Genomic DNA, 26,194 nt, shown 5'->3' on the forward strand with positions numbered 1-26,194 from the left:
GTCAGTGATCCTCCACCGTGGCTGCCTGCCGCGTCGCCGGCATCGCCGAACTCGACGACGCCACCACCGACGGTCGCGCCGAACTCGACGACGCCACCACCGGCTGATCCGATCCGGTCGGCAGGTCCGGCGACGCCGGTGCCGGGGGCTCAGCGGCCGCCGCGCCGGTAGGTGGCGCGCCGCGCAGTGAGGCGACGGCCACGACAGCGAGAAGGACCAGGAGCGCCGCGCTGATCCCGGCGACCGTGTGCAGCCCGCCGGTGAACGCGGTACGGGCCGCGTCGACGAGCTGCCCGCCGACGGTCCCCGCGAGATCCTGGCCGGCCGTCACCGCGCCGATGACGCTCTGCCGGGCCGGGCCGGCGATCTCCTCGGGCGTACCGGCCGGAATGGTGTCGTCGATGCCGGCGCCGTAGACCGCGGTGGCGACGCTGCCCAGGACGGCCACCCCCAGCGCCATGCCCAACTCGCCGCTGGTCTCCGACATCGACGCCGCCGACCCGGCCTTCTCTGGCGGCGCGGCCCGCAGCACCAACTCGGTGCCGAGCGCCGCCTGCGGACCGCTGCCGGCGCTGGTCAGCACCGCCGCCGCCACGATGAGCGCCAGCCCACCACCCGGGTCGACCTGGGTGAGCAGCAGGTAGCCGAGAGCGGCGACGACCATGCCGCCCGCGATGACGTACGCCGGCCGCACCGTCCGCGCGACGGCGGGCGCCACTATCGCGGCGACGACCAGGGCGACCCCGGACGGCAACATCAGCAGGCCGGCGCGCAGCGGACTGAGGCCCGCCACCATCTGCAGGTAGATGTTGACGACCAGGATGGTGCCGCCGCCGACGGCCGCACCGACCAGCGCGATCACCAGGGCGCCGCTGAACGACCGGTCGCCGAACAGCCGCACGTCAAGCAACGGCTCGGCGAGGCGACGTTGCCGGACGACGAACACCACCCCGGCCACCAGCCCGACCGCGACGGCCACGACCGGCACGACGTCCATCCCGACGGCCGCCAGCTCCTTGACGCCCCAGACGGCCGGCAGGATCGCGGCCAGCGACAGCAGCACGCTGAGCGGGTCCAACCGCCGTGCGGCGGCCGGGTCCCGGGCCTCCGGCAGCAGCAGCGGCCCGGCCACCAGCAGCAGCGCCATCACTGGTACGGCGAGCAGGAACACTGAGCCCCACCAGAAGAACTGGAGCAGGGCGCCGCCGACCAGTGGCCCGAGCACCATCCCGCCCATGAAACAGGCGACCCACACGCCGATCGCGGAGCCGCGCTGCGCCGGATCCTGGAACATGGTGCTGATCAGCGCCAGGGTGGACGGCATCAGCGTCGCCCCGGCGATGCCGAGCAGCGCCCGGGTGACGATCAGCTGCTCCGGTGTGCTGGACAACGCCGCCGCCACCGACGCGACGGCGAAACACGCCGCGCCGACGAGCAGCAGCCGGCGGCGGCCGATCCGGTCCCCGAGGCCACCCATGGTGATCAGGAAACCGGCGATCATGAAACCGTAGATGTCGATGATCCAGAGCTGTTCGACGCTGCTGGCGCCGAGGTCGCCGCTGAGCCGGGACAGCGCCAGGTGCAGCGCGCTGAGGTCGACCGACAGCAGCAGGGTGGGCAGCGCGAGAACGGCGAGCCCGAGCCATTCTCGGCGGGTGGCGCGCAGCGGATCCACCGCTGCGGTGGTGCTTTCCATGGGAATCCTTCGCGGACGACGATCGTGCGGTCGTGGGCGGATGCCGGACGGCATCACCGACCATGTGACGGCGGACCGCCGGGAAAGTCATCGCCCGCGGCCGGACCCGCTCAGCCGGTGTCCCGGCGCGAGATCGCGACGAGCCGCACCGGCTCGGGACCCGGGTTCCGGACGGCCAGCGGCGGTGCCCCGTCGAACCACAACAGATCCCCGCCCCGGAACACCAACCGTCCCCCGCCGGGATAGTCGGCCTCGATCACACCCTGCTCCACCACCACGATCGCCGCCCGCCACGCCGCCTCGTCCACCGTGGTCAGGCAGCCGGGCTCCAACTCCACCCGCAGCACCCGGAACGCGGGGGACAGGGCCCCGAGGGACAGCGGGTCGTCCATCATCCGGTGACGAGCGGCAGACCGAACGCGGGGAAGACCTCCGCTGGGAACGCCGTGACCTCCGCGACCGCCCCGTCCTCGATCCGCAGCACGTCCAGCCCGAGCGCCTGGTAGCGGTCCGCGCCCGCCGGGCGGACGTAACAGGCCACCGCGGGTTGCCGGTTGGCCCGGGTCGGCACGTGCCGCCAGTCACGCCAGGCGTCCGGGCCCACCAGCACCGGAGTCCACGCCTCGATGATCGCCGCGCGTCCCACGTACCAGGTGGGTGTGGGCGGCATGGTGAACCGCGCGTCCTCCCGCAGCAGTTCGGCCAGGCCGGCCAGGTCGGCGTCCTCGGTGGCCCGCACGTACCGCTGCAGGACGGCGCGTTCCTCCTCGTTCGGGTCGGTCGCCGGGGTCCAGTCGCTGCGGCGCCTCGGCAGGTGCCGCTTCAACGTCACCCTGGCCCGTTGCAGCGCGCTGTTGACCGCCGGCACGGTGCCGTTCAGCAGCGCCGCCGTGTCGCTGGCCGGCCAGCCCAGCACGTCCCGCAGGATGAGCACCGCCCGCTGCTTGGGCGGCAGGTGCTGGATCGCCGCCAGGAAGGCCAGCTCGATGGTCTCCTTCGCCACCACCGCCGTGTCGGGCTCCGCCTCGGCGGGGGCCACCGGCTCCAGCAACCGGTCCGGGTACGGCCGCAGCCACGGGATCTCCACCTGCGGAAACCGGGCCGGCGCCGCCCCCGCGTCGGACGTCGGAGTGCCGCGCGGCCGGCGCGGGTGGCGCTCGGCGAAGTCCAGGCAGGCGTTGGTGGCGATGCGGTACAACCAGGCCCGCAGGGTCGAGCGTCCCTGGAACGTCTCGCGTCGGCGCCAGCCGCGCAGGAACGTCTCCTGCACCAGATCCTCGGCGTCGTCGAACGAGCCGAGCATCCGGTAGCAGTGCACGTGCAACTCCCGCCGGTAGCGTTCGGTCAGCTCGGCGAACACCGCCTCGTCACCGGCGCGGACCGCGTCGACCACCGCCGGATCCTCGCACCGCCCCGCACCCGGCCCGCTCACGCCCCTACCTCCGCTCTCGACCACGGCGACCACCGGCCACCCCCACCGATACGACGGTGGCCCGGCCGGAAACTCATCGCCGAGCGGGTGGGAACCCGGCCGGGCGCTCCCCGGCCGCGGTGGGGAAGCGGAACCGCGACCCGCTCAGCGCAGACCGGCGAACAGGTCGTCCTCCGGCGTCGCCGCGTCGGTGGTGTCCCGGACCCGCACGAACGTCTCGGTGCCCATCAGCTCGGTGAACCGGTCCTGGCCCAGCTGCAGGAAGAAGATGTTCTCGGCCTGGCTGGCGTGCGCGGCCAGCGACTCGAACTTCTGCACCCCGTAGTCACGGGTATCCACCCAGGTGGTGATCTCCTCGTCCGGCAGGCCGAGCTGCGGCATCTCCGCCGACTCCGCCGGCTCGGGAAACTCCACCCCGATCTCCTTCATCACCCGGCCGAACTCCTGGAACGCCGACCGCGGCACGGTCGTCCAGTACACCTTCGCGGGAATACCGGTCCGCTCGACAGCGGCCATGGTGATCCGGTGCGCCTGGATGTGATCCGGGTGCCCGTAGAAACCGTTCTCGTCGTAGGTGACCACGACGTCCGGCCGGTATCGCCGGATCAGCTCCGCCAACCGGTCGGCCGCCTCCGCGACCGGTGTGTTCCAGAACGCGCCGGGCAGGTCGTTCGTCGCCCAGCCCATCATCCCGGAGTCGTGGTAGCCGAGGGTCTCCAGGTGAGTGACCCGCAACGCCTTGCAACTGGCGTCCAGCTCGGCCTGACGCATCGCCACCACGGCATCCGGGTCGTGCGCCGGGTCACCGGGCTTCACCCCGCCCGGCCCGTCGCCACACCGACCGTCCGTACAGGTCACGAGAACCGTCGTGACGCCTTCCGCCGCGTACCGGGCCAGGATGCCCCCGGTGCTCGTCGCCTCGTCGTCGGGGTGCGCGTGCACCGCCATCAAGGTCAGAGATCGTTCATCCACCCCACCAGCCTATGCGGAACGTCCGACGCACTAGCCTTAGCCGCGTTTCGCAACGGCGACGGAATCGAGGCGAGATGCGGTGGCTCCGGAAACTGCTGGGTGGCGGGCGGGTCCAACTCGATCCCGGCCGGCAGGAGGCGCTGCTGCGGGACGTCCGGCACCGGTTCGGGGCCCGCGTCCAGGTCCGGTTCCCCGACCAGGTCGACGCGATCGTCCGGGTGCTGGACGGTGACGACGGCCTGTGCGTGGCGACCCGGATCGTGGCCGAGGTCGCCGACGAGGCGCACGCGGACCTCCAGGCCCAGGCGCAGGACGTGCACCGGCGCACCGGTCGCCGGCTCATCGTCCACCGCCGCAACTACCGGCCGCTGTGGAAGGAGGCCGGGCCGGCGCTGCGGTGGCCGCTGTTCACGCTGCCGTGCGGCTTCCACCCGTACGCGCAGCTCGCCGCCGCCGTCGTGGTGATCGGCGACCGGGCCGACCGGCTCGACCGGGTGACCGACCCCGACCCGCTGGCGACCCGCCTGTTCGAGGTGTTCGACCTCACCGCCGCCGGCTGGGAGTACGGCCGGGTGCCGGTGGACACCGACGCCGCGACGCTGGCCGACCGGCTGGTCTCGTCGACCGGAAGGGTCCTCGCCGCGATGGACGATCCGCCGCGGCTGCCGCCCGCGGTCCGCGAGCTGATGCGTCGCAACAACACCATCGGCGTGTACGACCCGACCGGTCACCGGATGGTCGGCGGGATCAACCTGGGCGCGAGGCTGCGGGAGACGCTGCTGGTGTGACCACCTACCGCCGGTCGTCCTCGTCGGTGACGTACACCGCCTCGGCGTACCTCGCCTCCGGCATGTTGTCCATCAACGCCCGCAGTTCGTCCCACTGCTCCTGCCGGGCCCGCGCCTCGTCGGGTGTCAGCGCTCGCATCGGTTCGACCCGCCGCTCCGGGTCCAGGTCCCGCGACATCAGGTCGTCCAGCTCGGATGCGAGGTCCTGCGGGTCGATGTCGCCCTCGTAGACCAGGGCGACCTGCTCGGGGGTGAGGTCCGGGGACAGGCAGTAGTCCAGGTTGCCGCCGTTGGTGGCGATCCGGACCAGCCGCGTCGAACAGATGCGGCCGGCCGGGTCGTCCCACGCGTCCAGCCAACCCGGGATCCCGTCGGGCTCATCCGCGATCTCGGCAAGGGTCAGCATGTCCTCCCGCGACAGCGGCCCGCTGTTGCCCCACGGCTGGGTGAACCCGCCGTGCACCTCGTCCAGGAAGGCCCGCAACCACCCCGGGAAATGCTCCCAGAAGCGCGGCTTCGGCCCGGCCGACCACGGGTCCCAACCGATCCAGCACGCCTGCCAGTCGCCGTCCCGGACCACGTACACCAGCAGGTGCTCGCCCCGGTCGGTCAGCCACACCCGGACGTCGGCCAACTGGGCGCGGAACGCGGCCATGAACGTCGGCACCTTGTCGCAGAACTCCGCGTTCCACCGGGCCAGCGCGGTGGCGCACCGGCTCGCCGGGTCGCTCGACCGGGCGATGGGCTGCCACGGCTCGGGCACCCGAGACACTCCCGGGGAGTCGGGGGCGACGAACGCGCCGACCAGGCCGGGCAGCTCGGACAGGGACGCCACGACGTCCGAGTCGGCGATCGGGGTGGTGATTGGCTGATCCACGGCGGTGAGTCAACCACACCGCCACGGTCACCCGTGGCTCCGGAACGCCCGCCGGGATGCCGAGGGGCGACCACCGTCATGAGCCGATGCCGTCGAGGACGGATTCATCGGCGGGGCTGCTCTGTCCCGCTTTACACACGCGGACGAGCCCGTCGGGGACACGCGCGAGCAGGCCGTTGGGGCCCGAGATGTCGTAGCCGACGATCGTCGTACCGTCGATCGTGGTCTGCCGTTCGTGCGGTGTCACGAAGACCACCAGGCTCGTCTCCCGGCTGAGCAGTTCGTCGCCGCTCGGTGTGTCGACGCCGGGCCAGATCGCCGCCCGCTCGGGGGCGCTTCCCGCGATGGCGTCGTCGACCCGGGCGACCAGGCCACGGGTCGTGGTGACACCGTCGGACAGGAGGGCCTGTTCGCGAACGGTGACCCGGAGCACCGCCGCCGCCCGGGCGGCCTGCTCCCGGACGGTGTCGGTGGTGGGGGCCGGGCACCGGTCGCCACCGCTGTCGGCGCGCGGTGTGTTGTCGGACCCGCATCCGACCAGGTCCGAGGAGGCAACCGCTACGGCCATGATGACTCGAACCGTCCGGCGCATGGTGGTCGCCTCCTCGGCGTCGGTTGGAGGGCTGTCAGGTGCGGGCAGCCCAGTACGGACCGTCGTTCTGGCTGATGATGTCCCAGAACGGCTTGTTCTCAGTGTCCGTGCTGTGATAGCTGAGCAGCGGCCACCCGTCCGATCCTCGTCCCGTCACCATCATGGTGTGGTCCGGGGCGTCGGTCTCGCCGTATCCGTCAATCTCCATCTGCATCACGTCGGAGATCAACAGGTCTTCGAGGTATTCCATGAAGGTGACCCGGCCGCCGTAGTTGTTCTCGTAGATATTCCAGTTCGTCGCCCCGCCCCAGGTGTACGAGTGGACCGGGTTGCAGTCGTTGCACCGCCAATACCAGACATCGTAGTCGTCGTGGTTCCAGGCCACCGCCGGATAGTCCTGGGAACCATCCTCAGCGTAACGGCCGGTCCACAACGCCCACGAGATAAAGGTCGTGCAGTCGTTGGTGTCCCGCTTGTAGGAAACCGCATGATCGGTCGCGTAGTACAGGGCGAAATCGACCATCGCCTGGTAATTGTACGGCGGTCCCTCGCCGCCCAGGGGCCGCACGACGTCGTCCGGCATCGGCAGTGGACGATCGGTCGGACGACCGGCCCGGCTCGTCGCACCCACCCGGTCGATCTTGTCCCGCCCGCTCGGGGCGCTGCCCGTTCAACGGCGAACCCACGACCGACGTCCCCGCCGTTCACGTCGCGCCCGCCGGGATGTCGTACCCGGGCTCCTACCAGGGGAGGAGGCCCGCCTCCGACCCCCGGACGCGACCCGGGCCTCCGGTCGGGCGCCCCACGCCGGCACCGCCACCAACATCTACAGGCATGACTTCCACAACCGCGGTGCGCCGGGCGGCGCACTGGCACCGGCCCCTGATGATCCTCGTCGCGGCGATGGCACTGCTCGCCGTCGTCTGCGCGGTCGGCCTCGTCGCCGACTCCCGCGTCCTCACCGGCGCACCGATCTGGCTCAAGCCGTTCAAGTTCTCCGTCTCGTTGGCGCTGTACGCGACCACGCTCGCCTGGATGCTGTCCCTGCTGCCGCGCCGCAGCCGGGTCGCGGAACGGGCCGCCACGGTCATCGTCGCGATGGCCCTCATCGAGATGACGATCATCGTGACGCAGGTGATCCGCGGCACGACCAGCCACTACAACGAAACCAGCCCGCTGAACATCGCGCTGGTGATAGCCCTGGGGTCCACGATCATGGTGCTGTTCGTGGCCCACTTCGTCATCGGGATCGCGCTGCTGCGCCGGCCGCCCACCGACCGGACCGCCGCCCGCGCCGTCGCGCTCGGCATCGGACTGTCCCTCCTGGGCATGCTGGTGGCCGTCCCGATGGTCCTGCCCAGCCAGGCCCCGGACATCGAGGGTGTCGGCGGGGCACACAGCGTCGGCGTCCCGGACGGCGGACCCGGGTTGCCACTGGTCGGCTGGAGCACCGTCGGCGGTGACCTGCGCATCGGCCACTTCGTCGGACTGCACGCGCTGCAGGCCCTGCCGATCCTGGCGATCCTGCTGCGCCGCCTGAGCGACCGGCTCGACGAACGCACCCGGACGCGGCTGCTGACCATCGCCGGCGTCGCCTACGGCGCACTCACGATCCTGCTGACCTGGCAGGCGCTGCGCGGCCAACCGCTGCTGCGGCCCGACGCGCTGACCCTGGCCGCCACGGCGACCCTGGCCGTGGGGACCGCGACCGCCACCGTGTTGACCCTGGCCCGCCGGCGTCGCCCGGAACTAGCGTTGGCCGCCTGACGCCCGCCCACCACCAATCCTCCCCGGAAGGATATCGATGACCGGCACGCTGTTCGCGCTGACGTTCGTGGTGGCCGCGCCGTTCTGGGCGCTGATGATCCTGCTGCCGTCCTGGTCCTGGACGCGCCGGATCATCGGCTCGCCGCTTATCGTGCTGCCGCCGGTGCTGATCTACGCGCTGCTGGTGATCCCGGCGATGGGTGACGTGCTGCCGGCCGTGGCGTCGCCCACCCTGGACGGCGTACGTGACCTGCTCGGCACCCCGGACGGCACGGCGGCAGCCTGGGCGCACATGATCGCGTTCGACCTGTTCGTCGGTCGGTGGGCCTGGCTCGACAGCCGGGATCGCGGAGTGCCGGCGCTGGTCATGGCCCCGGTGCTGGTGCTGACGATCCTGCTCGGGCCACTCGGCCTGGCCGCCTACCTCGCGGTCCGGACCCGATGGCACCAGCCGGCAGCCGCACCCACCGCCGCCGTACCGGCCGGCGAGCAGCGGGCCTAGGCTGATCGCGATGGGCTGGGCGGGGCGACTGTTCGACGTGCGGGACAACCTCGTACGAATGGTGCTGCTCGATGTGAGCGGCGTCTGCTACCTGCTCTTCGCCCACCGGGCCGACACCCCACGACCGGCCGCGCAGTGGATCCTCGCGATGGCCGCGTTCACCGTGGCGCCGGTGCTGCACCGCCGGCCGCTGGTCAACCTGGCGGCGCAGACCGCGCTGCTGGCCGTCGCGTTCCGGACCGTCGACGACGTGACGATCAACCAGGTGGGCGCGAGTTGGGCACTGCTGGAGGTGGTCCTCTGGGCCCGCGGCCGGCGCGTCATCTGGCTGGGCGCGGGCCTGCTCGCGGTGGTGGACCTGACCGACTCGATCGGCGATGCGTCGCGCCAGGTGCTCTCCGGTGTCGTCGGCCTGATCGTCGAGGTCGGCGTTCCGGTGCTGCTGGGTCTGGTCATCCGGACCAGTCGGGAACTTGCCCAGCAGGCCCAGCAACGAGCGGAGGAGGAGCAGCGGCGGCGCGAGTCGGAGAGCCGGGCGGCGCGGGCCGACGAACGCGGCGCCATCGCCCGCGAACTACACGACGTACTCGCCCACCACGTCGCCTCGATGGTGCTGCGGGTCGGGGTGGCCCGCCACGTGCTCCCGGACCTCGACCCCCGGGTGGAGCAGGTGTTCGACGACGTACACGGCACCGGGACCGCGGCGCTCGCGGACCTGCGCCGGCTGGTCGCGGTGCTGCGCGACCCCGCCGGCGTACGCGGCGACGCGGCGCTCACCGCGATCGAACCGGCCGCGGTGCCGGCGGCCCTCGGCGCGGCCGTCGACCGGGCCCGGCAGGCCGGCGTGACCGTGGACGCCGACATCGACCCGCGGATCGGTTCACTCGACGCGGTACGCGGCATGGCGGTGCTGCGACTCACCCAGGAGGCCCTGACCAACGTGGTCAAGCATGCCGGCACGACCGCGCGGGCGCGGCTGTCGACGTCCGTCGTCGACGGCGCCGTGCACTGGGAGGTCACCGACGACGGATCCGGATCGCCGCCGGTCGTCGTGCCGCCCGGCGGCGGTCACGGCATCACCGGAATGCGGGAACGCGTCGAGGTCCTCGGCGGTCGCCTGACGGCCGGCCCCACCGGCACCGGGTGGCGGGTCGCGACCGTCCTTCCCGCGTCGACCGACGGGTCGGCACCGGTCAGCGCACCGACCGGCGGAACCGCTGACCCGCCGGCCGACAGGCCGGTGGCCGTCCCGGCCGACAGCTCCGCGGTCGCACCGGAACCAACATGATCCGTGTCCTGCTGGTCGACGACCAGCACCTCATCCGCGCCGGCCTGCGCATGCTCTGCGACGCCCAACCCGACATCGAGGTGGTCGGCGAGGCCGACAACGGCCGCGACGCCGTCACCCTGGCGACCCGGCTGGTACCCGACGTCGTCGTCATGGACCTGCGGATGCCCGGCGTCGACGGCATCACCGCCACCGGCCGCATCCTCGCCGACCGCCCGGCGGCGCGCGTGCTGGTGCTCACCACGTTCGGCGACGACGACCACCTCTATCCGGCGCTGACCGCGGGCGCCTGCGGATTCCTGCTCAAGGACGCCCCGCCGACCGACCTGCTGGACGGCATCCGCCGGGCCGCCGCCGGTGACAGCCCGTTCAGCCCGGAGGTGCTGCGCCGCCTGGTGCAGCGCGCAGTGCACGCGCGGACCGAGCCGTCTCGCCCGCTCCACGGGCTGACCGCGCGGGAGCGGGACGTTCTCGACCTGGTCGCCGAAGGTCTGTCCAACACGGAGATCGCCGACCGGTTGCACATCGGCGTCACCACGGTCAAGACGCACGTCACCAGCCTGATGGCCAAGACCAACAGCCCCAACCGGGTACGCCTGGCCCTGTACGCCCGCGGCGTCTGAGCGCGGGTACGGACCGCGGGGCTGCACGCGGGGTCTGGAATCGGGCTGGGCGTCATCCATCCCGGCGGCACACCGGCGGCGTCAGCCCGCCGTCCGCAGCCGGTCGACGGCCTTCGGCGCGAGGGCGCGGACGTACTCCTCGGAACCGCCGGCGTTCTCCCAACCGAGATCGGCGAGCACCAGCAGATGGTCACCCACCCGGGCCAGCACGACCGGGACGGTCACGACGTTCGGGTCGGCGTCGCCATAGCTGACCCGCTCCGACATCCGCACCAGCAGCGACTCGTCCCCGGCGATGCCGCTGCCGGCCGTCTCCCATTTGTACTGTCCCTTGCCCAGGCCGCCCGGGCACCGCTGGATCGCCGCCACGATGTCCGCGTACGCCTCTTTCGCCCGACCGGGATGCAGCCCGACGTACTGGAGCACCACGTTCGGCGTCTCGCCGGAGCCGGGGGAAGGGCTGGCCACCGTCTTCATGGCGACCGCCGCGGTCCGGGTCGCGTCACTGGGATAGCGCGCGTCGCAGGGCCGCAACGGCCGCAGGTTCGCGTTGTCGCCGTCCTCCGCCGGCTTGGGGCTCGTGCCGCCGAGATCCGTGGCCTGCAGCAGCGCCGAGGCGGGGATCACCGCCGCCCCGGTGGGCGACGGTGGCCCGGTGGGCGCGGCGGTGGCGTCATCGGCGGATGTCGTCGGCGGGGTGCTGCCGCCGGTCGTCGGCTCACCCCCACTGCCGGTGGTGCAGCCGGTCACCATCATGGTGAGGGCGACCACCGCGGTGGTCAGGGCTCGCGTCCGGCGCATGGCATCACCCGTTTCTGGTTCCGGCTCCCGTACGCGGACTGCCCGGCCGTCGCGCTCCACAAACTCCACGCACGTCAAGGGCCGACGGCGCGGGACTCGTCCCGCCAGGCGGTGGTGCCCGGTGGGCCGTCACGAGCAATACGATACGCTTCCGGCTGCGTATCGTATTGGAGGGGTTATGTCGAAGGCGACCGATGTCCTGGTGGTCGGTGCCGGACCCACCGGATTGACGTTGGCCTGCGCCCTCGCCGCACAGGGCCTGGCGGTCCGGGTGGTGGACCGGGCCGCCGGACCGGCCGACACGTCCAGGGCGAACATCCTGCACGCGCGGGGGGTCGAGGTTCTGGATCGACTCGGTGCTTTGGATAACCTTGCCCAGCAGGCGCTCGCGCCGATGGGCATGGCGATGCACGTCCGCAGCCAGCGGGTTGCCCTGATGCGGTTCGCACCGGTCATGGGCGAGTCCGTGCAGGCGCTCTTCGTGTCCCAGGCGCGTATCGAGCAGCACCTGCGCCAACGGCTGGAAAGCCTCGGCGTGACGGTCGAGTGGGGCACCGAACTCACGGGTCTCGACGCGACGGAGGATGTCGTCGTGGCTCGGCTCGGCAACTCCGCGCCGCTGCGCGCGAGCTGGGCCGTGGGCTGCGACGGCGCGCGCAGCACGGTACGTGGTCACGCCGGGATCGACTATCCCGGCGTACCGGTCGTGGAGCAGTTCCTGCTGGCCGATGTGCGGGCACGCTGGGACCGGGACCGTTCGACGTCCGCCGGTTGGTTCCACCGGGACGGCATCCTGCTCGCGATCCCGATGCGGGACACCGGCGGAGGCGATCCGGACCGGGGGAACCTGTGGCGGTTCATGGCCGACGTGCCTCCACTGGGCACCGACCGGCGCCTCGGCCAGAACGACATCATCCAGCGGTTCTCGCGCCTGATCCCCGAACGCACCGGAGGCACCAGCGTCGAGCTGTCCGACCCGGTGTGGACATCGGTGTTCCGCATCCACCGACGGCTGGCCACCGACTACCGCCGGGGACGAATCCTGCTCGCGGGCGACGCGGCACACACCCATAGCCCGATCGGCGGGCAAGGCATGAACACCGGGATCGGCGACGCGGAGAACCTGGCCTGGAAACTCGCCCTGGTCATCGAAGGCCGTGCAGGACACACGCTGCTCGACACCTACACCGACGAGCGACGCCCGCTGGCGGCCGAGGTGCTCAAGAACACCACCACCAACACGAAAATCCTGGTCGGGGAGGGAGCGCTGGCGCGCCTGGTCCGGGACCGGATCTTCGTCCCGCTGCTCAACCTGCCGGCGGTGCATCGCACGGCCACCAGGAACGCGTCACAGCTGTGGGTGACCTACCGCAAGGGCCCCCTCGGCGGACGCCGAAAACTGGCGGGGCTACGCCCTGGCGATCGGGTGCCGGACCGCACCTGCCTACGTACCGACGGCAGCCCGACGCGGCTGCATGCCGAGCTTCGTGGCCGTTGGGCGCTGCTGAGCCCGCGCGACGAGGACACGGGCGCCGCGCTCCTGACCACGGCGAGGACATATCTCGGCGACCGGGTCACCCTGCTTCACCCCGACGACGACGCGCACCCGGTCCCGATGCTCATCCGGCCGGACGGACACCTCGGCTGGCACGGGCCGGCTGACCATTCAGAACTGCGCGGGTGGCTGACCCGGGCGCTGATCCGCCCGGGAGTGCCCGCATGAGTGCCGGTCCGCGCACCCCGCGGCGAGACGGACCGGGCCGCCCACGGGACCCTGACGCCGACACCGCCATCCTCCGCGCCGCCATCGACCTGCTCATCGAGCGTGGCATCGACCAAACCAGCATCGAACAGATCGCCAAGCGCGCCGGCGTGGCGAAGGTGACCGTGTACCGGCGCTGGCGTACCAAGGAGGAGCTGCTTGCGCACGCCCTGGAGTCCGTCCGCGCCGACCTGCCCACCGTTGTCGATGACCATGAGCGCGACAGCAGCCTCAGCGAGTCGATCGAGCAGCTACTGCCGGTATGGGGCAGGGCGCTGGCCGATCCCCGCCTGCGCGCCCTGACCGCCCGGATGACGGCGGCCGGCCATGACCATCCCCACCTGCTGGACGTCTACTGGCGCCGCTATCTGCGGCCACGCCGCCAGCGGGCCGCCGCCGTCATGCGCCAGGCCCAACACGACGGGTTGCTCGATCCGGCCGCGGACGTGGACGTGCTGATCGACATGATGGAGGGCGCCATCATGTACCGACTGCTCGTGCAACCGGACACCCTGCAGCCCGCCACCATCAGCCGCTATCTGCACCGCCTGCTGACCCAGGTGGGTTTCCGGCTGCCGCCCCACACCGCCGCCGACGAGACACCGGCATGACGTGCGACGGTGGCCCAGAAGGTATGCTTCCCTCCGTGCCAGATCATCTGGTCCTCGATGTCTGAGCGCTGGAGATCACCATCTCGTTGCCTTCGGGGTCGGCGATCCGCCAGCGGTGCGCGGACACGTCGAGGAGCCGGCCACCGGCCGCGACAGCCGTGGCCAGGCGTGCCTGCGCGAGGTCCGACGGCACAGCGAGTTCGACATGGATGCGGTTGCGCTGCCGGCGTCGGTCCGTCTCCGACGCGTCGAGTCCCTGGAACACCAGTACCGGATTCAGCCGCCGCGGATCGTGGATGTCGCTGACCCCGGCTCGCCGGTCGGGGGTGTATCCGAGCGCGGCGACCCAGAACGCGCGGACTGCGGCGACGTCGGCGGCGTCGAGGAAGAGCTGAGCGAAGCGTGGCAGTTTCGGATCCGCAGCGGCGCCGAGTTCGCGGGCGGCTGTCTGGATACGCCCGGCGAGATCGGTGAAATCCAGATCGAGGCCGTGCGCGTCGTCCTCCCACTGGTCCTTGCCACTGTCGATGATCACGAGCCCGGGACGCAGGTCGACCATCAGCGGGAAGCCCGTGTCGTCGGCCAGCGCCGCTGCCGCGGTGACCAGGTCACGCTGCTGCGTCCGCGAGGCGACGCGGTAGCACGCCATCGCGCTGAACACCGCCTGCCAGTCGGCTGTCCCGATCCTCTCGCCGAGCGCCGAGCCCGGCACCAGGTCGACCTCGTTGCCGTCGGGGTCGGTGTGACGGACCCCGAAGGGTCCCGATGCCTCGCCGGGACGCGCCTGCTCGACCGCCGAGGCGGGCCGCACCACGTCGAGGTGGATGCGGTTCCGCAACGGCCGTGGCTCGGTCGACTGCCGGATCCGTATCGGAGGGTCGCGCCGCAACGGATCCGCCAGACCGCCGCCCTCCCCGGGCGCGTAGTCGAGCACGCGCCGCCAGAACCGCCGTACCGCAGGCGGGTCCGCGGTCTCGAACACGACGCTCAGATGGTGCGGCACGGCAGGGTTCGCGGCGAGCCCGAGACCCCGCGCGACCGCCGACACCGCCTCGGCGTGCCCGTCCGAGTCGAGGCGCACCCGCACCCCTGTCGCGCGTAGGTCGACCACGATCTCGGCCGACAGTTCCACGATGCGCCCGGCCAGCGCAGCACCTTCGGTCAGCGACGGCGTGTCGAACCACGCCGTCGCAACACCATCGACCAGCCGCCAATCCGGTCCGATCCCTGTCATGCCCGGTACTGTAGAGACCGTTCCGGACGTTCTCCTCCCGGATAGAAACGCTGTCCCGCCAGTGTGTGCCTACCTCAGGCGCGAAGCGCTCATCCTCGCGGTCCCCGGCGCGGCGCTAGTCCAGCCCCCAGGACACCACCCGGTCCGGATAGATCCTGATCTTTGGATTCGCCCCGCCGATGGCCTCCGCGTGGCCCCTGATCTCGACCGCTTGCGGGCGCCACGGCGGAAGCACCTCGTCAATCACGATCGCTGCCCGGGCTGTGCGGGCGACATCGCGGAACTTCTTGGTCGCGGCGAAGTTCCGTCCGCTGATCTCGATACTCGCCTCGTCCGGGCCGAGGCTCCAGCCAACTGGGGTCACATGCGGCATCCCGTCCGATCCCACCGTGGCCAGCCGCCCGAGCACCTTCCTGGTTCGCAGGAAGGCCAACTCCTGGTCGGTGAAGGGGCTCGCAAACGGCCGGGAACCAGATCCAGTCATTCCGCCATCCTTCCAACTTCACACTGTGTGCATTTAGTAAGCTACACATGATGTGTAGTTCTTTGCAAGGAGGCCGGCGTGGCGAAGGCCATCGAGGAACCTCAGAACGCCCGTAGCCGTCGGACCAGTTCCGCGTTGCTCGCCGCGGCGCGGGACCTGATCGAGGAGCGGGGTTTCGATGGCCTGACCATGGCGACGGTCGCCGAACGGGCAGGCATCTCCCGGCGTGCGGTGTACCTGCACTACTCCAACAGGGCTGAGTTGCTCACCGCCCTCTACCGCAGCCTTGGCTCCACGGAGGAGCTGGCCACCTCACTGCGGGCGGTCTGGGACTGCCCCGATTCCGTCGCAGCGCTCCACGAATGGGCGGCCCACATCGCGCGCTCACATCCGCGGATACTCGGTGTGCTGCGCGCGATCGAGCACGCTCGCCACACCGACCCGGACGCGGCCGAACTGTGGCAGACCACCATGCGCAACTGGCGGCTCGGCAGCCAACGGTTGGTTACCTGGTTGGCCGACGAGAACAGGCTCGCCGCAGACTGGACCATCGAGTCGGCCACTGACATGGTCTGGGCACTCATGTCCCTTGACCTGCTTGAACGCCTCGTGGTCGAGCGGAAGTGGTCCCGCGCTCGCCTCGCGGACCATCTTGCCGCTTTGCTCACCGCGACCTTGTCGGCTGGTGCGGACCAGCGCAAAGGGCGCCGGGACCACCTCGGCAACTCACCGGGATGTCACCACGATTCGCAGTCGGAGACCACCGACCAATATCACGCTCCGCATTCAATGCCGACGTGGCCGCCCAATCCCGACCGGCCCGCTGAACGGTTCTGACAAGCCGGGTCGCCGCGCAGGCCTGTGATCGGTGACTGTGGGTGTTTCTGGCGTCAGGCCCGGCGCCTGCCCTACCGATCGGGGTGGTCACCCCCTACGCCGCCCTTGTATAGCCGCGGATTCGCGGACAACGACCTGGTCCGCGTCATGACCCAGCAATGCGACGACTACGCGACACCGACCTGGCCCGCGAAACTCACGGCGGTCCACCTTCGGACCATTTTCCGCCGCTTTGACCGTGGCTAGCATTGTTCGCAGTCGACGAGAAAGGAAAAGATGTGAAGGGCCTAATGAAGCGCGCTGTCGTGGCATTGGCCATGACCCTTGCCGTGCTTTCGCCGGCACTGGTTCACGGCGGGGTCGCGCAGGCGGCGCCGTCAGCCCGCTCGGCGGACACGCAGGGTGCCGGCATTCAGGGATTCTGGGGGGTTGTCGGCATGTTCTACACCCTTAGAGACTGCACGGATGCCGGAGAGTACGGCCGGCGCGTCGGGACGTGGGGCGGCTACGAGTGCAGCTATATGCCGCATCTTAATGAGTCCAAGCCGTGGCGTCTGTACGCACATTACTACTGATCGACTGGGGCCACTGACGGCGGTCGGGCGTGTCCACGTAGTGGGCCGCCCGCCCACCATTTGCTTGTAAACTCGGTGCGGCTGCGCGAACCTGATTTCGCCAGGATTCGTGTGATGTGTTTCTTGATGGTGGATGTTCCGACCAACAGCTCTCGGGCAATCTGTTCGTTGGTTCTGCCGACGACCACGAGTACCGCTACCTGCAACTCGCGAGCGCTCAGGTGCCGTTGCATGGCGACTGGAACGATGGCCTCGACGGATGATTCTTGCTGCCGTATCGGGCACTGATGGCAAAGCCGTACTGGTTCGCGGATTAGCATTTATAGTCACCTCCAGTACCGTGGTAATAGTCGATGCTGACCTAATTGCGAGTCTATGGGCGCATGCATTCACGGCTGCTTCAGTTCGGCATCGCCGCGCGTCGCATCAGCGGTTCGGACGCGGCTGAGGGGGACAGCGTGCCTTCGCCTTCCTCGACGAACCGGCAAGCTGACCCAAGGACCGACCGGCGGCCGGACGCAACCGTGCCCGGGGGGCTCGCGGTCATGACCGAACAGTGCCGGGCGGCCGGGCCGGACATCAGACGATCATCACGCGCTGCGTCGACGGCCGGCTTGTGGACAGTGGATGACAACATTGATCTGGTTACGCAGTCGCGGCTGCTGAACCGCAGCCACCATGCCACCAGCCGGGAGGAACGATGACCGCCCCGCCCGCGCAGCGTACCCCGCTGCGACTGCGCCCACCCCGGCACAGCGTCGAGCGACGGGCGATCACCTGGTGGATCCTGCGGTCCGTGGCCCTGCACCTGCCGATCCTGACCGGCCTGGTCTTCGCGTACGCCCGCTGGGAGTCGGCCCGGGCCTGGCTGGTGGTCGTGCTGGCCGTCCTGGTCGTCTCGGGCGTGGTGGAGACGTTCGTCGAGCCGTGGTGGCGGTACGCGGTGCACCGCTGGGAGGTCACCGACGACGCCGTCTATGCCCGGACCGGCTGGCTGGTCCGGGAATGGCGGGCCGCACCCATCTCCCGGATCCAGACCGTCGACGCCGTCCGAGGTCCCGTCGAGCAGCTCCTCGGCCTGTCCACGCTGCGGGTCACCACCGCCTCGGCCAAGGGCACCATCGACATCGGAGGGCTCGACCACATCGTCGCCGCCGACATCGCCGAGGAGCTGACCGCCATCACCCGGCGGACGCCTGGTGACGCGACATGAGCGAGGCGTTGCGGCAGGCCCCGTCCGCGCCGCTCACGGACGACCCGCCCTGGCAACGGCTACACCGGCGGGTGATCTGGGTCGACGGCGTCAGGGCACTGCTGTCGCTGGTCCCGCTCGGCTTCGCCGTGGGGGTCTTCGGTGTGCGCCCGGACGGGGGGATGCTGTGGGCCGTGGTCGCCGCCGCGGTGGGCAGCGTCCTGGCCGCCGTGACGGACGCCATCCGCTGGGCCATCACCCGATACCGGATGACCGGGGAACACGTCGAGGTGCGGACCGGGATCCTGGTCCGCAAACACCGCGTGATCCGGCGGGACCGGATCCGCAGCGTCGACGTCCACGCCAAGTTGCGCCACCGGCTCGCCGGGCTGCGGGTGGTGACGATCGGGGCCGGCCAACAGTCGACCGAGGGTGAGGCCCTCACCCTCGACGCGGTCCTGACCCGGGACGCCGAGGCGCTGCGCCACCTGCTGTCGCGGCGCACCCCGCAGCGGCCGCCGGTCCAGGCCGCCGACCAGATCGCTGACCGGGCTGGCCGGGCCAAGCCGGCGGAGCGGGCGGACCACGACGATCCGGCCGAGCGGGCGGACCAGCCTGACCCGGCCGAGCGGGCCGGCGCCGACGCCAGCGACGTCCGGCACCAACCCGAGCCGGTACGGGTGTTCGCCCGGCTCCAACCCGGCTGGGTCGCCTACAACGTGCTCAACGTCTGGGCGTACGTGTCGGCGCTCGGCCTGCTGTGGGGCGGCTACTGGTTGCTGTCCCTGTTCGGTCTCGATGTCGCCGGGTACGTCGGTGGCCTGCTCGACTGGTCGGCGATCGGCTGGGGCTGGCGCATCGCCATCGGCCTGGTCGTCGTCGGCGCTATCGGCGTGGTGTGTCTCGGGGTGAACTTCTTCGTCGAGAACTGGGGTTTCGAACTGGCCCGGGTGCCCGGCACCGACGGCACGGTGCTGCGTACCCGCAAGGGGCTGTTCACCACCCGCGAGGTCAACCGGGACGACAACCGGATGCGCGGGATCCAGATCGCCGAGCCGCTGTTGTGGCGTTGGATGGGGGCGGCCGACACCACCGTCGTCACGACGGGCCTGTCCGTCTACTCCATCTCCCAGCCCACGGCCATCCTGCCGCGCGGTCCGGTCCGCGTCGCCCGACCGGTCGCCGCCGCCGTCCTCGGGGCCGACCCCGATCCGCTGGCGACGGCGCTGACCGGGCACCCGCGTGCCGCGTTGCGTCGTCGACTCTGGTGGGGCACCTGGACCGCCGTGGTGGTGACCGGCCTGCTGACCTGGCTGAACATCGCCGCCGGGCTGCCGACCGGCTGGGTGTGGGCCGGCGTGGCCCTCTGGCCGGTGGCGCTCGGCGCCGCGGTGATCGCCTACCGTGCCCTCGGCCACGCCGTCGTCGACGGCTACCTGGTCGTCCGCTCCGGTCTGGTCAGCCGGGCCACCACCGTGCTGCAACGCTCGGCGGTGAGCACGATCGCGATCCGGGAGTCACCGCTGCAACGCCGGCTCGGTCTGCGCAGCGTGTCCGCGATGACGGCCGCCGGCCACGGGGGCTACGAGATAGCCGACGTCGACGCCGACGAGGCGATCCGGCTCGCCGTCGAGGCGGCACCCGGAGTCCTCGAACCCTTCCTGGTCGACGACTCCGGGCGCGAGCCGGTGTCGGCGCCGCGGCGACCAGCGGCCACGTCCGGCGCCGTACCCGGTGACCCGCGCTAGTCCGATGCGGGCAGCGGATGGACCGGGCTGATCGTGGGCAGGACGGCGGCGACGTCGAAGCTGGCGCGCGGCGACGGTAGCTCGTAGTAGTGCTCCTCGTCGTGTTCCGGGTCGTACATTCCCGAGATCAGCCGGGTCCGCGAGGGCCGGTCGACGTGGGCGGCCAGGTCGGCGGGGACCCCGGAGCGCAGGTCCACGACGTGGATCGGCTCTCCGTCGCCGGCGAGCAGCACCGCTTCAAGAGAGTCCGGGCTCGGGTCCGGCAGATCCAGGCCCGGGATCCGGCCACGGCCGAACGTGAGGTGCACCGCCGCGTACCCGTCGGAGAGAGCCGTCCGCAGGTGGGAGCCCATCATGACGCTCTGGTGCGCCGCGACGTGCGCGCTGCCTTCCCACAGCACGACCCGGTCGCCGGTCCGGCGTTGCAGGTCCAGCAGCCGGCCGGCGGCGGCCCGTTCCTCGCGCGCCGCGTCGTACCCGGCTCCAATCGCGTTCGCGTGGTGCTCCACCATCGCGTCGAGCAGCGACAGGGCCTCGTCGCGTTCGGCGCCGGCGGCCAGCCGGGCGGTCAGGTCCCGCGCCGTGCGGGCCAGCTCGACGAACGGTACGCCGGGATGTGTCCCCTGCGCCCGCAGCACGTGCTCGCCGCTGTCGTGCGCGACGCGGACGAGGTCGAGCAGCTCCCGGACCCGGGTTGTCGTCGGCCCGTCGACCCGGGTGAGCAGGTCCACCACGCGGTCGTAGTCGCCGGGCAGCACTCCCGGAGCACCGATCGCGACGAACCGGACCGGATCCCCAGGGTGGCGCTCGTTGCGCCGGCGCAGCCAGGACAGCGCGTCGCGCATCTCGGCCGTCCGCCACGGGCCCCACGCCTGGCCCAGCGCCGCGTCGAGGTCCACGTCCGCTCCCTGGACGAACCGGTCGAGCTTCTCACCGACCCGCTGGTTGTCGAGCACCGCGATGACCCGGAAGCCACTTTCGATCAGGTTGTGGGTGGTGTGCTCGACAAGGCGGAACAGTTCGTGGCCCGCCCGGCTGCCGGTGCCGAGGCCGACGATCGTCGCGTCCTTCACGAGGGCGGAGATGGTGTGCCCGACCCGCTGGATGTCTGTTGACTGATCGTTCATGCGTCGAACGATCGGGGTTGAACATATGGTGAAGTCAAGCGGTGTGCCGACGGTTACCCGGCGGGGTCACCCTGCCGGTTCCCGGCTCCCGATCTCGCAGAGCCTGGCGCCGGACTCCATGGCCGCGAGCTGCGTCCGGAGGTTCGCCACCCGTTCCTCGGCCTCCGTCACGAGCTGACGCGCGACCCGGCTCCAGTCCGCTGGCGTCGGGTCGGCCGGCAGTCCCTCGAACAGGACGGCGATCTCGCGCACCGTCATGCCGACCCGCTGCGCGAGGCGGGCGACCTGGATGCGGCACGCGGCGGAGGTGTCGAATCGACGTTGGTTACCGGCGGTGCGCGCGGCGCTGATCACCCCGTGGTTCTCGTAGAACCGCACGGCGGACGGCGCGACGCCGCTCTCGGCGGCGACGTCGCGGACGGTGAGCGGGGTCGGAAGGTCCGTGGTCACGGTCATGATTCGGACGCTACCCACACCACCGCTTGACTTCAACAAAGGTTCAACCCCGAGCCTGGTCGCCATGACCGCTCGTATCGAACAGCACCCCGACCGCCCAGCCGCCAACCTCGGGGTACGCATCGCCGTGGTCTCCGCGAGCGTGCGCAAGGACCGGATGGGTCCGGTGATCGCCGACTGGGTGATCGCCGCCATGGACGAATCCGTCGAGGTCGACCTGATCGACCTGGCCGAGACCACTCTGCCCGACGACAGCCTCCTCTACCCGGGAGGTGGCGGGACGACGAGTGACGTGGCACACCGGATCGCGGCGGCCGATGCCTTCGTCATCGTCACCCCCGAGTACAACCACAGCTATCCCGCCTCGTTGAAGCGCCTCATCGACTGGCACTACGGCGAGTGGAGTCGCAAACCGGCGACCATCGTGGCGTACGGGGTCCACGGCGGGTATGCCGCGATCGAGCACCTGCGTGGCGTGCTGGCCGAGCTGCACGTCGTGACCACCCGCCGGGTCATGGGCCTGCCCGCGCCGTGGGCATGCCTCGACGAACACCAGCGGTACGCGCCGGACGACGGGATCCGCGGTGGCCTGGCCGGAAGCCTCGCCGAGCTGCGGTGGTGGGCGGAGGTGCTGGCCGACGCCCGGCACAACCGGCCCTTCCCGGCCTGAGCCGGTCCGCCGGTAGCGACGGACCGGCGACCGGTCGGGTCAGTGGCCGTCCCGCCGGTCAGGTTCGGGCCGGCGACCAGCCGTCGGCCACGAACCGGGCGGCGTCGGCGCCCTCGCCGTGCCACAGCAGCCCACCCCGGTCCGCGACGACCACCCGGTCCACGTAGACCCCACGGCCCTGCCCGGAGCCGTCGGTGCTGCTGCTCCACCGCAGTTGGGTCGCGCCGTCCGGGAGCGCCGCCGTTACCCGCCACCACACCCGGCCGCCGTACCCGGTGACCGTGCCGTCGCCGCGCCACGTCCGGCTCCCGTGCCGCAGCACCACCGGTGTCGTCGACCAGGTCTGCCCGCCGTCGGTGGACACCTCGAACCGGGCGTGGTCGAAGCGCGGCTCGGTGTCGTACCACAGATCGAAGGTCGCGGTGGCCGCGCGCGCCGGCCGGCGCAGCGGTGCCGTGAGGGTGACGGTCGCGGCATCGCGCGGGTCGGCCCGCCACGCCTGGCGGGACGGGGGCCGCACCGGCATCGCCTCGGCGAGGTCGCGGGCGACCGCCCGGCGGGCGACGTTGTTGCTGCCCCAGCCGCGATCCGGATGCACCCGGTTGCTGAGCAGGATGACGAACGACCGGGACAGCGGGTCGATGACGATCGACGTGCCGGTGAAACCGGTGTGCCCGAACGTCACGGGCGAGGAGAGGCCCATCATGTACCAGTGCTTGTTCAGCTCGAACCCGAGCCCTCGATCGCTTTCGGGGTAGGCCGCCTCCAGCGGGGCGTTGTAGTTGACAAGCATCGCCCGCACCGTGCTCTCGCGCAGGATCCGCCGGCCGCCGTACGCGCCGCCGTTGAGCAACGCCTGGCACAGCCGGGCCAGGTCCGGCGCGGTCGAGAAGACCCCGGCGTGCCCGGCCACCCCACCCAGCGACCAGGCGTTCTCGTCGTGCACCTCGCCCCACACCATGCCGCGCCCCGCGTACGGCTGGTATTCCGTCGCCGCGATCCGTGACCGCAGCTCCGGTGCCGGGTTGTAGCCGGTGTCCACCATGCCCAGTGGCGCCGTGACCCCGTCGCGCACCAGGTCGGCAAGTGGCCGGCCGGTCACCCGCTCCACGAGGACACCCAGCGAGATCAACCCCAGGTCCGAGTAGACGTACCGGGTGCCGGGCTCGGCCGTGACCGGGGTGGAGAGCGCCGCCGCGAACCGCTCGGCCGGCGTCGGATAGCTGCTCCACAGTGGCGTGAAGGCGGGCAGCCCGGAGGTGTGGGTGAGCAGCATCCGCACGGTGACGCCGGACTTGCCACCGGCGGCGAACTCGGGAACGTACCGGGCGACCGGGGCGTCCAGGTCGACCCGCCCGCGTTCCACCTGCTGCATGGCGACGATCGTGGTGAACAGCTTGGACACCGACGCCAGGTCGAAGATGGTGTCCGGCCGCGTCGCGATCTGCTGGTCGGCGGGAAGTTCCACGCCGACCCGGTCGGGCGCCGGGCCGACCGCGGCGTACCGCACCGCCATGCCGGCGGCGGCGTGCTGCACCACCACGCCGTCCTTGGCGGCCAGCAGCACGGCCCCCGCGTAGGTGGGATGCTCCGGGTGGTCCGGCGTCGGTTCGAGGTACGCGGCCAGGTCGGCGCGCATTCGGTCGACCGGTCCGGGAAGCAACCCCACCGAGCGGGGATCGCCGGGCCGCAGCCGGTCGTGCCGGAACCGGATGTCGTCGGGGGTGACCGTCGGTGGCGCGCCGGCGGTGGCCGGGGCGGCGGTGGCGGGGGCGGCGGCGGCCGGCGCGGTGACGGCACCGGCCGGCGCGGCGCCGACAAGTAGCGTCGCGACCACACCGAGCAGCAACGGGCGACGGGACAGCACTGCGCGCACCGGATCCTCCTACCAGGTCAGGCCGTGGCCGTACGGATAGAGCACCCCGCCGTCGGTCGACGGGATCGTCACGGGCAGCCGCCCGGTCGGGGACAGTTCACCGTGCAGCGCGCGGACAAGCGTGTCCATCGCCGCCCGGGTGTACGAGTAGCTCGCCAGGTAGGTGTCGACGCCGGACAGGTGGGCGATGTCGTACGGGTCCCGGACCGCGACCACGACGACCGGTCGGCCGGTGCCGAGCAGGGCCGCGACGAGTCGCCGCTGGGTGGCGCGCGGATCGGTGACGGTGGTGTCCCACGCCTTGTTCACCAGCACGACGGTGAGGTCGTGACCGGCCGCCTCGGTGGCCGTCGCGGCGATCGTCGCGTCCGAGGGCAGGGTGGCCGGCCGGGCGGTGGCCCGGGCGCCACGCGCGGCGAAGCCGTCGGCGACGGTAGCCACCGGCGCGAACGCGACGCTGTTCCAGCCGGTCACCAGCACCGACCGGTCGGTACGGGGCAGCGGCAGCAGCCCGGTGTCGTTGCGGACGGCGGTGAGGGTCGGGTCGGTGATCCGGGTGACGGCCGCGAGGTGCGCCGGTGCCCCGACGATCCGAGCCGCCGCCTCGACGTCGACGAACGGCGACCGGACCAGACCTTGCCGGTACTTGACGGCCAGGATGCGCCGCACCGACTCGTCGATGCGGCGTTCGGTCAGTTCGCCGCTGGCGACGGCTCGCAGCACGGCGTCCCGCGCCAGTTCGAGGTTCGGCGGCATGAGGAGTTGGTCGGCGCCGGCCTTGAGGGCCAGGACCGGCACCCGCTCGTCGCCGTACCGCTGCCGCACGGCCGCCATGCTCAGCGAGTCGGTGACGATGACGCCCCGGAAGCCGAGCTGTTCGCGGAGCACGCCGGTGAGGATCGTCGGCGACAGGGTCGCCGGGTCACCGGACGGATCGAGCGCCGGCACCACGATGTGGGCGGTCATGATGAAGTCGACGCCGGCGGCGATGGCCCGCCGGAACGGCGGCGCGTCGATCCGGTCCCACTCCGCCCGGCTGTGGTTGATGACCGGCAGGTCGGTGTGGCTGTCGGTGTCGGTGTCGCCGTGGCCGGGGAAGTGTTTCGCCGCCGCGGTCACCCCGGCACCGTCCTGGAAGCCGCGCACCTGGGCGCCGGTCAGCTCGGTCACCAGGCGCGGGTCGGCGCCGAATGACCGGACGCCGATCACCGGATTGCCGGGGTCGACGTTGACGTCGGCGACCGGGGCGAACGGCTGGCGGATCCCGACGGCGCGCAGTTCGCGCCCGGTCACCTGCGCCGCCGTGTACGCCGCCCGGGGTGAGCGGGCGGCGCCCAGCGCCATCGCGCCGGGGAACTGCGCCGCCGGGGCCGGCATCCGCAGCACGACGCCCTGCTCCTGGTCGGTGGAGATGAGCAGCGGCACCCGCCCCTTCGCGCCGTCGCCCAGGGCGGCCCGCTGCAGACCGTTGGACAGGGTGGCGATCTGGCGGGGCTCGTTCAGGTTGTGCGACCAGGAGAAGTAGCAGACGCCGCCGAGGTGGAACGTGTCGACGACCTCGGCCGGTGTCTCGACACCGAAGGCGGCCCGGTTGGCGGCCCGGTCCGCGGCGCTCGGCTCGGCCGCGTCGGCGCCGTAGACGTACGTGCTGAACAGCTGGCCGACCTTCTGCGGCAGGCTCATGTGCCGCAGCGTGGACGTGACCCACCCGTGCTCGCCTGGTGGACGGGCCGGGTTTCCGGCGGTGACCTGCCGGTCCACGGTGCCGGCCTGCCGGTCCATCGTGCCGGTCTGCCGGTCCACGGTGCCGGTCTGCCGGTCCATCGTGCCGGTCTGCCGGTCCACGGTGCCGGCCTGCCGGTCCATCGTGCCGGTCTGCCGGTCCACGGTGCCGGCCTGCCGGTCCATCGTGCCGGTCTGCCGGTCCACGGTGCCGGCCTGGACGGGAAGTGGGGTGAGGGTGGTGGCGAGGGCGGCCACCAGGGCGGTCGCGGTGACGAGTCGAAGATGCATTGACGACGACCTCTCAGCCGGATGGCTGAAACTTAGCTACATCTCAATGTGTCGTCAAGAAGCTTAGCTACATCGACCCCATTGACGGGCACGTCTCCCAAGATCGACTCGATGTCGGCGAAACAGGGGGGTTGGAGACGGCGCGACCCCGCAACTTCGCCGACATCGAGTCGATCTAGTGCCGTGACCACCAACGTTCGGGGTGTTGGGTTCAGGCTGCGCGGGTGGCGGGTTGGCCCCATCGTCGTTGTCGTTCGCTGCGGATGCGGGC

The 26,194-nt window shown here is 71.5% G+C and carries 27 protein-coding genes; 12 read left to right on the plus strand and 15 right to left on the minus strand.

Annotated elements, in window-relative coordinates:
- Position 1: 1 nt before the first annotated feature.
- From ACFQUZ_RS21855 to ACFQUZ_RS21870, 4 genes are all read right to left on the minus strand, one after another.
- The gene (locus ACFQUZ_RS21855; protein WP_377445265.1) at positions 2 to 1,696 is read right to left on the minus strand and encodes an MFS transporter; all 1,695 of its coding nucleotides are present in this window, start codon (positions 1,694 to 1,696) and stop codon (positions 2 to 4) included.
- Between the two features lie 110 nt (positions 1,697 to 1,806).
- Positions 1,807 to 2,091, minus strand: a complete 285-nt coding sequence (locus ACFQUZ_RS21860; RefSeq protein WP_377445268.1) for a hypothetical protein — start codon at positions 2,089 to 2,091, stop codon at positions 1,807 to 1,809.
- On the minus strand, positions 2,088 to 3,128 hold the full coding sequence (locus tag ACFQUZ_RS21865) for a sigma-70 family RNA polymerase sigma factor (protein WP_377445271.1): 1,041 nt from the start codon (positions 3,126 to 3,128) through the stop codon (positions 2,088 to 2,090). The genes ACFQUZ_RS21860 and ACFQUZ_RS21865 overlap by 4 nt, the downstream gene beginning before the upstream one ends.
- 144 nt (positions 3,129 to 3,272) lie before the next feature.
- Positions 3,273 to 4,100 carry a PIG-L family deacetylase gene (locus ACFQUZ_RS21870; protein ID WP_377445274.1) on the minus strand — a complete coding sequence of 276 codons (828 nt, stop codon included), beginning with the start codon at positions 4,098 to 4,100 and terminating at the stop codon, positions 3,273 to 3,275.
- A gap of 74 nt (positions 4,101 to 4,174) precedes the next feature.
- On the opposite strand from ACFQUZ_RS21870, the gene ACFQUZ_RS21875 reads away from it, so the two are divergent.
- Entirely contained in the window at positions 4,175 to 4,888 is a 714-nt protein-coding gene (locus ACFQUZ_RS21875; RefSeq protein ID WP_377445275.1) for a hypothetical protein, read from the plus strand.
- Positions 4,889 to 4,892: 4 nt separating this feature from the next.
- On the opposite strand, the gene ACFQUZ_RS21880 is transcribed toward ACFQUZ_RS21875, so the two are convergent.
- From ACFQUZ_RS21880 to ACFQUZ_RS21890, 3 genes are all read right to left on the minus strand, one after another.
- Positions 4,893 to 5,765 carry a hypothetical protein gene (locus ACFQUZ_RS21880; RefSeq protein WP_377445277.1) on the minus strand — a complete coding sequence of 291 codons (873 nt, stop codon included), beginning with the start codon at positions 5,763 to 5,765 and terminating at the stop codon, positions 4,893 to 4,895.
- Positions 5,766 to 5,841: 76 nt separating this feature from the next.
- Positions 5,842 to 6,333: a hypothetical protein gene (locus tag ACFQUZ_RS21885; protein ID WP_377445280.1), complete on the minus strand. Its 492-nt coding sequence runs from the start codon at positions 6,331 to 6,333 to the stop codon at positions 5,842 to 5,844.
- Positions 6,334 to 6,391: 58 nt separating this feature from the next.
- Positions 6,392 to 6,988, minus strand: coding sequence for an amidase domain-containing protein (locus ACFQUZ_RS21890; protein ID WP_377445282.1), 597 nt, complete (start codon positions 6,986 to 6,988; stop codon positions 6,392 to 6,394).
- Positions 6,989 to 7,191: 203 nt separating this feature from the next.
- Between ACFQUZ_RS21890 and ACFQUZ_RS21895 the strand changes: the two genes are divergently transcribed.
- From ACFQUZ_RS21895 to ACFQUZ_RS21910, 4 genes are read left to right on the plus strand one after another with little or no spacing between them, the layout of a single operon-like run.
- Positions 7,192 to 8,124: a hypothetical protein gene (locus ACFQUZ_RS21895; protein WP_377445285.1), complete on the plus strand. Its 933-nt coding sequence runs from the start codon at positions 7,192 to 7,194 to the stop codon at positions 8,122 to 8,124.
- A gap of 37 nt (positions 8,125 to 8,161) precedes the next feature.
- The gene (locus ACFQUZ_RS21900; RefSeq protein WP_377445288.1) at positions 8,162 to 8,626 is read left to right on the plus strand and encodes an ABA4-like family protein; all 465 of its coding nucleotides are present in this window, start codon (positions 8,162 to 8,164) and stop codon (positions 8,624 to 8,626) included.
- A gap of 10 nt (positions 8,627 to 8,636) precedes the next feature.
- Complete coding sequence (locus ACFQUZ_RS21905; RefSeq protein WP_377445290.1) at positions 8,637 to 9,914, plus strand: sensor histidine kinase; 1,278 nt, start codon at positions 8,637 to 8,639, stop codon at positions 9,912 to 9,914.
- A complete protein-coding gene (locus tag ACFQUZ_RS21910; protein ID WP_377445292.1) occupies positions 9,911 to 10,537 on the plus strand; it encodes a response regulator in 627 nt (208 codons plus the stop codon). Before ACFQUZ_RS21905 ends, ACFQUZ_RS21910 begins: the two co-directional genes overlap by 4 nt.
- A gap of 81 nt (positions 10,538 to 10,618) precedes the next feature.
- Here ACFQUZ_RS21910 and ACFQUZ_RS21915 read toward each other — a convergent pair whose 3' ends face one another.
- Complete coding sequence (locus ACFQUZ_RS21915; RefSeq protein ID WP_377445294.1) at positions 10,619 to 11,338, minus strand: hypothetical protein; 720 nt, start codon at positions 11,336 to 11,338, stop codon at positions 10,619 to 10,621.
- Between the two features lie 178 nt (positions 11,339 to 11,516).
- Between ACFQUZ_RS21915 and ACFQUZ_RS21920 the strand changes: the two genes are divergently transcribed.
- Positions 11,517 to 13,061 carry an FAD-dependent oxidoreductase gene (locus ACFQUZ_RS21920; protein ID WP_377445295.1) on the plus strand — a complete coding sequence of 515 codons (1,545 nt, stop codon included), beginning with the start codon at positions 11,517 to 11,519 and terminating at the stop codon, positions 13,059 to 13,061.
- Complete coding sequence (locus tag ACFQUZ_RS21925) at positions 13,058 to 13,711, plus strand: TetR/AcrR family transcriptional regulator (RefSeq protein WP_377445297.1); 654 nt, start codon at positions 13,058 to 13,060, stop codon at positions 13,709 to 13,711. The genes ACFQUZ_RS21920 and ACFQUZ_RS21925 overlap by 4 nt, the downstream gene beginning before the upstream one ends.
- Before the next feature lie 43 nt (positions 13,712 to 13,754).
- Here ACFQUZ_RS21925 and ACFQUZ_RS21930 read toward each other — a convergent pair whose 3' ends face one another.
- Together ACFQUZ_RS21930 and ACFQUZ_RS21935 are read right to left on the minus strand one after the other, a co-directional pair.
- Complete coding sequence (locus tag ACFQUZ_RS21930) at positions 13,755 to 14,945, minus strand: VOC family protein (protein ID WP_377445300.1); 1,191 nt, start codon at positions 14,943 to 14,945, stop codon at positions 13,755 to 13,757.
- 115 nt (positions 14,946 to 15,060) lie between these two features.
- Positions 15,061 to 15,429 (minus strand): PPOX class F420-dependent oxidoreductase, encoded by a 369-nt coding sequence (locus tag ACFQUZ_RS21935; protein WP_377445303.1) that lies wholly within the window; start codon positions 15,427 to 15,429, stop codon positions 15,061 to 15,063.
- Between the two features lie 78 nt (positions 15,430 to 15,507).
- Here ACFQUZ_RS21935 and ACFQUZ_RS21940 point away from each other — a divergent pair, with 78 nt between their 5' ends.
- Both ACFQUZ_RS21940 and ACFQUZ_RS21945 read left to right on the plus strand, forming a co-directional pair.
- Positions 15,508 to 16,266 carry a TetR/AcrR family transcriptional regulator gene (locus tag ACFQUZ_RS21940; RefSeq protein WP_377445305.1) on the plus strand — a complete coding sequence of 253 codons (759 nt, stop codon included), beginning with the start codon at positions 15,508 to 15,510 and terminating at the stop codon, positions 16,264 to 16,266.
- 248 nt (positions 16,267 to 16,514) lie between these two features.
- Complete coding sequence (locus ACFQUZ_RS21945; protein WP_377445307.1) at positions 16,515 to 16,841, plus strand: hypothetical protein; 327 nt, start codon at positions 16,515 to 16,517, stop codon at positions 16,839 to 16,841.
- Here ACFQUZ_RS21945 and ACFQUZ_RS21950 read toward each other — a convergent pair.
- Complete coding sequence (locus ACFQUZ_RS21950; RefSeq protein WP_377445310.1) at positions 16,835 to 17,161, minus strand: response regulator transcription factor; 327 nt, start codon at positions 17,159 to 17,161, stop codon at positions 16,835 to 16,837. The genes ACFQUZ_RS21945 and ACFQUZ_RS21950 overlap by 7 nt on opposite strands.
- 380 nt (positions 17,162 to 17,541) lie before the next feature.
- Between ACFQUZ_RS21950 and ACFQUZ_RS21955 the strand changes: the two genes are divergently transcribed.
- Positions 17,542 to 18,054, plus strand: a complete 513-nt coding sequence (locus ACFQUZ_RS21955) for a PH domain-containing protein (protein WP_377445313.1) — start codon at positions 17,542 to 17,544, stop codon at positions 18,052 to 18,054.
- A complete protein-coding gene (locus tag ACFQUZ_RS21960; RefSeq protein ID WP_377445315.1) occupies positions 18,051 to 19,781 on the plus strand; it encodes a PH domain-containing protein in 1,731 nt (576 codons plus the stop codon). Before ACFQUZ_RS21955 ends, ACFQUZ_RS21960 begins: the two co-directional genes overlap by 4 nt.
- On the opposite strand, the gene ACFQUZ_RS21965 is transcribed toward ACFQUZ_RS21960, so the two are convergent.
- Positions 19,778 to 20,908: an erythromycin esterase family protein gene (locus ACFQUZ_RS21965; RefSeq protein ID WP_377445318.1), complete on the minus strand. Its 1,131-nt coding sequence runs from the start codon at positions 20,906 to 20,908 to the stop codon at positions 19,778 to 19,780. The two genes, ACFQUZ_RS21960 and ACFQUZ_RS21965, sit on opposite strands and share 4 nt — an antisense overlap.
- Positions 20,909 to 20,974: 66 nt before the next feature.
- Positions 20,975 to 21,364, minus strand: coding sequence for a MerR family transcriptional regulator (locus tag ACFQUZ_RS21970; protein ID WP_377445320.1), 390 nt, complete (start codon positions 21,362 to 21,364; stop codon positions 20,975 to 20,977).
- Between the two features lie 64 nt (positions 21,365 to 21,428).
- Here ACFQUZ_RS21970 and ACFQUZ_RS21975 point away from each other — a divergent pair, with 64 nt between their 5' ends.
- Positions 21,429 to 22,034, plus strand: coding sequence for an NADPH-dependent FMN reductase (locus ACFQUZ_RS21975; protein WP_377445323.1), 606 nt, complete (start codon positions 21,429 to 21,431; stop codon positions 22,032 to 22,034).
- Between the two features lie 58 nt (positions 22,035 to 22,092).
- On the opposite strand, the gene ACFQUZ_RS21980 is transcribed toward ACFQUZ_RS21975, so the two are convergent.
- Both ACFQUZ_RS21980 and ACFQUZ_RS21985 read right to left on the minus strand, forming a co-directional pair.
- Complete coding sequence (locus ACFQUZ_RS21980; RefSeq protein ID WP_377445326.1) at positions 22,093 to 23,910, minus strand: serine hydrolase; 1,818 nt, start codon at positions 23,908 to 23,910, stop codon at positions 22,093 to 22,095.
- Positions 23,911 to 23,919: 9 nt separating this feature from the next.
- A complete protein-coding gene (locus ACFQUZ_RS21985) occupies positions 23,920 to 25,923 on the minus strand; it encodes a glycoside hydrolase family 3 protein (protein ID WP_377445329.1) in 2,004 nt (667 codons plus the stop codon).
- Positions 25,924 to 26,194 lie beyond the last annotated feature (271 nt).

This window comes from Plantactinospora sp. GCM10030261, from assembly GCF_042666615.1.
Classification (GTDB): Bacteria; Actinomycetota; Actinomycetes; order Mycobacteriales; family Micromonosporaceae; genus KBS50.

Bases quoted from the DNA above. Each gene is read 5' to 3' on its own strand.
- ACFQUZ_RS21855 (WP_377445265.1), bottom strand. From the start codon at position 1,696: ATGGAAAGCACCACCGCAGCGGTGGATCCGCTGCGCGCCACCCGCCGA.
- ACFQUZ_RS21860 (WP_377445268.1), bottom strand. From the start codon at position 2,091: ATGATGGACGACCCGCTGTCCCTCGGGGCCCTGTCCCCCGCGTTCCGG.
- ACFQUZ_RS21875 (WP_377445275.1), top strand. From the start codon at position 4,175: ATGCGGTGGCTCCGGAAACTGCTGGGTGGCGGGCGGGTCCAACTCGAT.
- ACFQUZ_RS21885 (WP_377445280.1), bottom strand. From the start codon at position 6,333: ATGGCCGTAGCGGTTGCCTCCTCGGACCTGGTCGGATGCGGGTCCGAC.
- ACFQUZ_RS21895 (WP_377445285.1), top strand. From the start codon at position 7,192: ATGACTTCCACAACCGCGGTGCGCCGGGCGGCGCACTGGCACCGGCCC.
- ACFQUZ_RS21900 (WP_377445288.1), top strand. From the start codon at position 8,162: ATGACCGGCACGCTGTTCGCGCTGACGTTCGTGGTGGCCGCGCCGTTC.
- ACFQUZ_RS21905 (WP_377445290.1), top strand. From the start codon at position 8,637: ATGGGCTGGGCGGGGCGACTGTTCGACGTGCGGGACAACCTCGTACGA.
- ACFQUZ_RS21910 (WP_377445292.1), top strand. From the start codon at position 9,911: ATGATCCGTGTCCTGCTGGTCGACGACCAGCACCTCATCCGCGCCGGC.
- ACFQUZ_RS21915 (WP_377445294.1), bottom strand. From the start codon at position 11,338: ATGCGCCGGACGCGAGCCCTGACCACCGCGGTGGTCGCCCTCACCATG.
- ACFQUZ_RS21920 (WP_377445295.1), top strand. From the start codon at position 11,517: ATGTCGAAGGCGACCGATGTCCTGGTGGTCGGTGCCGGACCCACCGGA.
- ACFQUZ_RS21925 (WP_377445297.1), top strand. From the start codon at position 13,058: ATGAGTGCCGGTCCGCGCACCCCGCGGCGAGACGGACCGGGCCGCCCA.
- ACFQUZ_RS21930 (WP_377445300.1), bottom strand. From the start codon at position 14,945: ATGACAGGGATCGGACCGGATTGGCGGCTGGTCGATGGTGTTGCGACG.
- ACFQUZ_RS21935 (WP_377445303.1), bottom strand. From the start codon at position 15,429: ATGACTGGATCTGGTTCCCGGCCGTTTGCGAGCCCCTTCACCGACCAG.
- ACFQUZ_RS21950 (WP_377445310.1), bottom strand. From the start codon at position 17,161: ATGCTAATCCGCGAACCAGTACGGCTTTGCCATCAGTGCCCGATACGG.
- ACFQUZ_RS21955 (WP_377445313.1), top strand. From the start codon at position 17,542: ATGACCGCCCCGCCCGCGCAGCGTACCCCGCTGCGACTGCGCCCACCC.
- ACFQUZ_RS21960 (WP_377445315.1), top strand. From the start codon at position 18,051: ATGAGCGAGGCGTTGCGGCAGGCCCCGTCCGCGCCGCTCACGGACGAC.
- ACFQUZ_RS21965 (WP_377445318.1), bottom strand. From the start codon at position 20,908: ATGAACGATCAGTCAACAGACATCCAGCGGGTCGGGCACACCATCTCC.
- ACFQUZ_RS21970 (WP_377445320.1), bottom strand. From the start codon at position 21,364: ATGACCGTGACCACGGACCTTCCGACCCCGCTCACCGTCCGCGACGTC.
- ACFQUZ_RS21975 (WP_377445323.1), top strand. From the start codon at position 21,429: ATGACCGCTCGTATCGAACAGCACCCCGACCGCCCAGCCGCCAACCTC.
- ACFQUZ_RS21985 (WP_377445329.1), bottom strand. From the start codon at position 25,923: ATGCATCTTCGACTCGTCACCGCGACCGCCCTGGTGGCCGCCCTCGCC.